The 3,800-nt window shown below is 72.0% G+C and carries 3 protein-coding genes and 1 pseudogene; 1 reads left to right on the forward strand and 3 read right to left on the reverse strand.

The window, feature by feature from the left end:
• Positions 1 to 259: 259 nt before the first annotated feature.
• The gene (locus tag R6V09_RS48300) at positions 260 to 1,462 is read left to right on the forward strand and encodes a THUMP-like domain-containing protein (RefSeq protein ID WP_317887800.1); all 1,203 of its coding nucleotides are present in this window, start codon (positions 260 to 262) and stop codon (positions 1,460 to 1,462) included.
• Positions 1,463 to 1,633: 171 nt separating this feature from the next.
• On the opposite strand, the gene R6V09_RS48305 is transcribed toward R6V09_RS48300, so the two are convergent.
• The 3 genes and pseudogenes from R6V09_RS48305 to R6V09_RS48315 form a co-directional block, all read right to left on the reverse strand.
• The gene (locus R6V09_RS48305; protein ID WP_317887801.1) at positions 1,634 to 2,920 is read right to left on the reverse strand and encodes an RNA polymerase sigma factor; all 1,287 of its coding nucleotides are present in this window, start codon (positions 2,918 to 2,920) and stop codon (positions 1,634 to 1,636) included.
• Positions 2,921 to 2,994: 74 nt separating this feature from the next.
• A complete protein-coding gene (locus tag R6V09_RS48310; RefSeq protein WP_019055574.1) occupies positions 2,995 to 3,351 on the reverse strand; it encodes a YciI family protein in 357 nt (118 codons plus the stop codon).
• Between the two features lie 42 nt (positions 3,352 to 3,393).
• Positions 3,394 to 3,800: pseudogene (locus R6V09_RS48315) on the reverse strand (MFS transporter); the annotation flags it as partial.

Below are 3,800 nucleotides of genomic sequence, written 5' to 3' on the forward strand. Positions count from 1 at the left end.
TCGGTCGTGCCGGAGCCCGGCTGGCCGCAGCCGGAGGCGAGGGCGGCGAGTGCGAGGGCGGCCAGCGCGCCACGAACGCCCGGCTTCCACCGCCGACTCCCGTGGCTCCCCATGCATTCACGCGTCCGATTGATGTCATTTTGTACGACTACTCGCATGGGGTCGGATCTTTTCAGTCCCCGGCCCCGATCCCGCGCCGACACCGCCAACACACCGCCACCGGAGGCACACCGTCCACCGACTGGCCCACAATGTCCCGGTGAACGACCCCCATGCCCCTGTGAACGACCCCGTACTCGCCTTCGCCGCCCTGCTCACCCCCGAGGGCCGTGCCCTCCTCGACGAGGTCCACGGCACCGATCCGGCCAAGGAACTCGCCGTCGCGACCCGACTGCGCCGTGAGCACTCCGCCGATCTCGTCTCGGCGGCCCTCGGCCAGGCCCGGCTGCGCCAGCGGGCGGCGGTCGCGAAGTTCACGCCCGAGGACGCCTCACGCATGTTCTTCACCCCGAACGGCTTCGAACAGTCGACCCGGGCGAGCGTCGCCACGTACCGCGCCGGCCGACTGCTGAACCTGGGCGTCACCTCCCTCGCCGACCTGTGCTGCGGAATCGGCGGCGACGCGATCGCGCTGGCCCGGGCGGGGGTGCGCGTGCTGGCCGTGGACCGCGATCCGCTGACGGCCGCCGTGGCCCGGGCGAACGCGGAGGCGCTGGGCCTGGCCGACCTGATCGAGGTGCGGGAGGCGGATGTCACGGACGTGGACACGTCCGCGTACGACGCCGTGTTCGTCGACCCCGCGCGACGCGGCGGACGGGGGCGCATCTTCGATCCGGAGGCGTACTCGCCGCCGTTGTCCTGGGCCGTCGGCGCCGCTACGGCGGCTCCGCTCGCCGCGCTGAAGATCGCGCCCGGAGTGCCGCACGAGGCGATCCCAGGGGCGGCCGAGGCGGAGTGGATCTCGGACGGCGGGGATGTGAAGGAGGCGGTGCTGTGGTTCGGGCGCGGGGTGCGGCCGGGGGCGGTGCGGGCAACTCTGCTGCCCGGCCCGCGAGTTCTGCATGGGCGCGGGCTACCCGACCCTGAAGTCCGTTCCGTGGGGCGGTACTTGTACGAACCCGACGGCGCCGTCATCCGCGCCCATCTCGTCGCCGAGGTCGCGGAGGAGGTCGGGGGCGGGCTCGTCGACGAGACCATCGCGTATGTGACGGCGGACGAGCTACGGCCGACCCCGTACGCCTCGGCCTATGAGATCACCGATCAACTTCCCTTCGGCGTCAAGAAGTTGAAGGCACTGCTGCGGGAGCGGGAGGTGGGCGTGCTCACCGTGAAGAAGCGGGGGTCGGCCGTCGAGCCGGAGGAACTGCGGCGGAAGGTCAAGCCTCAGGGGCCCAACTCGGCGACGGTGTTTCTCACTCGTGTGGCGGGGGCGCCAGCGATGCTGATCGGGCGGCCGGTCTGACTGCGCTGACGGGGAGGGCTCGGCGGGGGCACGGGACACGTCGAGGATCCCTGCCGTCGCGAGGCCCTGTCCGCCGACAGTGTGCGGACGGCTCAAACTCCCGCGCCCGCCGCGCATGTGACGATCCGTCGGGCTACGACACCGGGCGCGCCTCCACCAACCCCCGTCGTCCTACGACGCCTCGGCCGCCCGGCGCAGCAGGAGTTGGCGTTCGCGTTCGTTGCGGGCGAGGGCTGCCGCTCGGGTGAACTCCGCCTTCGCCTCCGTCGTACGGCCGAGGCGCAACAGCAGGTCCCCCCGCACGCTGGGCAGCAAGTGGTAGTCGCGCAGGGCGGGTTCGGCGGCGAGGGTGTCGACGATCTCCAGCGCCGGTGCCGGGCCCTGCGCCATCGAGACGGCGACCGCCCGGTTCAACTCGACCACCGGCGACGGGGATCGGGTGGCGAGGAGTCCGTACAGGGTCGCGATCGTCGGCCAGTCGGTCTCGTCGTAGGTGTACGCGTGGGCGTGGCAGGCGGCGATGGCGGCCTGGAGGGCGTAGGGGCCGGGGGCGCCGGTAGACGTGGTGTCCGCGCGGCCTAGGGCGGTGATGCCGCGGGCGATGAGGAGGCGGTTCCAGCGGCGGCGGTTCTGGTCCTTGAGGAGGACGGGGTCGCCGTTCGGGGCGGTGCGGGCGGCCGAGCGGGAGGCCTGGAACTCCAACAGCGAGGCCAGAGCGTGGACTTCGGGTTCCTTCGGCATCAGGGCGGCGAGGAGGCGGGCCAGGCGCAGGGCGTCCTCGCAGAGGCTCGGGCGGAGCCAGTCGTCGCCCGCCGTCGCCGCGTAGCCCTCGTTGAAGATGAGGTAGATGACGTCGAGGACGGAGCCGAGGCGGGCCTCGCGGTCGGGGCCGTAGGGGACCTCGAAGGCGACGTTCTTGGTGGCCAGGGTGCGTTTGGCGCGGACGATGCGCTGGGCGATCGTCGGCTCGGGGGCGAGGAACGCGCGGGCGATCTCGGGGGTGGTCAGGCCGCCGAGGAGGCGCAGGGTGAGGGCGGTGCGGGCCTCGGGGGACAACACCGGGTGGCAGGTGGTGAAGACCAGGCGCAGGAGGTCGTCGTCGATGTCGTCGGGGGCCGACGGTTCCTCGGGCGGGGCTGTCGTCTCCAGGGTGCGGCCGATCTCCTGGAGCTTGCGGGCGTAGTTCTCCCGGCGCCGGACCAGGTCGACGGCGCGGTGCCTGGCGGTGGCCATGAGCCAGGCGCCCGGGTTGTCGGGCACGCCGTCCCTCGGCCACTGCTCAAGGGCGGCGACCAGCGCGTCCTGCGCGAGTTCCTCGGCGATGCCGACATCGCGCACTGTGCGGGCGACGGCGGCGATGATGCGGGGGGACTCGATGCGGAAGACGGTCTCGATGGCGGTGTGCGGGTCCGTGGCGTTGCCGTGCGGGGCCGCGGTGGGCTGTGAATCCGGAGTCACAACCCACCATGCAACACCCCCGGCGGCCTCGGGCCAAGGAAGGCCGGGACCAGCCACGGAAGTACGGGGACCGCTCAGCCCTCCGCGATCTCCCGTACCTCGCACGTCACGGTCCAGAACTCCTCGTGCACCTTCAGGAACCGCTTCGTCCACTCGATCGCCTCGGCCATGTCCTTGCACTGCATGAGCGCGTAGCCGCCGACGACCTCCTTGGACTCGGTGAAGGGGCCGTCGGTGACGGAGATCTTGCCGCCCTCCCAGTGGACGCGGGCGCCCTGCGCGGTCGGGGTGAGGCCGGCAGTGTCGAGCATGACGCCCGCCTTGGTGATCTCCTCGATCAACTCGCCCATGCGCTGCATCAGTTCGGCGCTGGGGCCCTCGGCGGGGGCGGTCTTCTCGTCGATCTGCACGAGGGAGAGATAGCGGGGCATGGTGGCTCCTCGGGTCGGACTGGCCGGGTCCTTCCCGGCCTTTCAACCATGCGTCGAACGGAGGGCGGCCGGATCGACACACGCGCCGGAATTTCCCCAGGATTTTTTCCGCCGGCCTGTTTTCGCAGGTCGCGTGCTTTTCCCGTGCAGTACGGCCGCGAGTACGGCCGCCCCGAACAGCAGGAGCGCGGCGACCCGGTACGCGGCCGTGAACCCGTCCACGAGGCCCGCGGTCCCCGGCCCGGAGGCGTGCGTGGCGACCGTGGCGAGGACCGCGAGGCCGAGGGCGCCGCCGATCTGCCGGGAGCTGTTGAGGAGCCCGGAGGCCATGCCCGTCTCCTCGGCGGCGACTCCGGTGGTGGCCGCGGTGCCGAGCGGGACGAAGCACAGCCCGATCCCGATGCTCGCGACGATCGACGGACCGAGGACGACGGAGAGGAAGCTGCCGT

It is taken from the genome of Streptomyces sp. W16, from assembly GCF_033194735.1.
Classification (GTDB): domain Bacteria; phylum Actinomycetota; class Actinomycetes; order Streptomycetales; family Streptomycetaceae; genus Streptomyces.